Annotated in this window: 1 protein-coding gene; it reads left to right on the forward strand. The window is 71.4% G+C overall.

Features of this window, described 5'->3' with window-relative positions; genetic code table 11:
* The first annotated feature begins 394 nt into the window (after window positions 1–394).
* A complete protein-coding gene (locus UO65_RS06285; RefSeq protein WP_052020801.1) occupies window positions 395–1,576 on the forward strand; it encodes a PrsW family intramembrane metalloprotease in 1,182 nt (393 codons plus the stop codon).
* The last annotated feature ends 202 nt before the right edge of the window (window positions 1,577–1,778 follow it).

Consider the following 1,778-nt stretch of genomic DNA (forward strand, 5'->3'; position numbering starts at 1 on the left):
GCCGCCGCTGCTGCCACCGCTGCCGCTGCTGCTGCCGCGCCGCCGCCATGCCGCCGCCACCGCCGCTGCTGCCGCTGCCACCGCCGCCGCTGCTGCCACCGCTGCCGCTGCTGCTGCCGCGCCGCCGCCATGCCGCTGCCACCGCCGCCGCGCTGCCTCAGCCGCCGTGTCGCTGCTGCTGCGCCGCAACCGCACTGCTGCCGCTGTGCCGCCGACGTACCTCGCCGCCGGGCACCAGTGCACAGCCCGTGCCAGCCGTGTGCCGTTCTGAGCAGCCCCCGAATCAATCCAAGTGTGGGGCACCGACAGAACCGGGGACCTGAGCCGGAGTTGTCCACAGCGGGCGTCCACCGCTGGGTGGGTTCACGCGCCTCGCTCCGTAAGATCACCGTTCGTGTCTGAAGCGCAGTTGCACCGGCATACGCCCCGCAGGTTGACGGTCCTGCTGCCCGTCGTCGCCCTGGTGGTGCTCGCCGGGTGCGGGCTGACGCTGTTGGCGTTGAGCACGGCCAGGGTCGGGTTGGTGGCCGAGTTGGTGGGGGTCGGTGCCGCGCTGTTGCCGGTGGGGCCGGTGGTGGCGGCGTTCCTGTGGGTGGACCGGTGGGAGCCGGAGCCCGCGAAGCTGCTCTGGTCGGCTTTCGCGTGGGGGGCGTGCGGGGCGACGATCACCGCGCTGCTGATCAACAACACCGCTGAGGCCGTCGGTGACCTGCTGCTGGGGCAGGGCAACGGGGACAAGCTCAGCGCGGTCGTGTCGGCGCCGCTGTTCGAGGAGGCGGCCAAGGGGGTGTTCATCCTCGGCGTCTACCTGTTCCTGCGCACCGAGTTCGACGGGGTCATCGACGGGATCGTGTTCGCCGGGTTCACCGCGGCCGGGTTCGCGTTCACCGAGAACATCTACTACTTCGGCCGCGCGTTCTCCGACTACGGCTTCGGCGACAGCACCTCGCCCGGGGTGATCGCCGCGTTCGTGCTGCGCGGGCTGCTCTCGCCGTTCACCCACCCGCTGTTCACGGTCATGATCGGCATCGGGATCGGGGTGGCCGCGCGCACCACCTCCGCGCGCACCCGCGTCCTCGCCCCCATCGCGGGGTACGTCGCGGCGGTCCTGCTGCACGCCACCTGGAACGCCTCCGCCACCCTCGGCACCGCCTCGACCTTCCTCGGGGTGTACTTCCTGCTGATGGTGCCGCTGTTCGGTTCCGTGCTGTGGCTGGTCGGCTGGCACCGCAAGCGGGAGCAGCGGGTGATCGCCGCCGCCCTGCCCGCCATGGTGGAATCGCGGTGGATTCTGCCGTCGGAGGTCGAGGCGCTGGCCAGCCTGCACGGGCGCAAGGAGTGGCGTGCCCGGGTGCGGCGGCGCAACGGGCGGCAGGCGGCCGCCGCTGTGGAGGAGTACCAGGCTGCGGTCAGCGAGCTGGCGTTCCTGTGGCACGCCATGGCCGTCGGCACCGCCGGGCCCACCGGGCCCGCGCACGAGACGAAGCTGATCAGCGTGCTCAAGCAGGCCAGGAAGCGTGCTGTGCAGGCTTCCGCGAACCGTGACCGCGAACCCGGCTCCTCGGTTTCTGCTTGACGAGCTGGGATGTTCTCGGTGCCTGTCTGAATCCGCCTGCCGTGCTTTCGAGCCCAGGACCTTGTGCGGTGGGGGCTGGGTGGGCCGATCTGCTCGGTCGTGTTTCAAGGGCCCGGGATTTTTGGGGGCGTGCCCGGGTGGGTGGATGTGCTTGGGCGGGGCCCCTACGGCGATCATGTGCCCAGTGCGACCGAGTGAGGCG

It is taken from the genome of Actinokineospora spheciospongiae (assembly GCF_000564855.1).
Classification (GTDB): Bacteria; Actinomycetota; Actinomycetes; order Mycobacteriales; family Pseudonocardiaceae; genus Actinokineospora; species Actinokineospora spheciospongiae.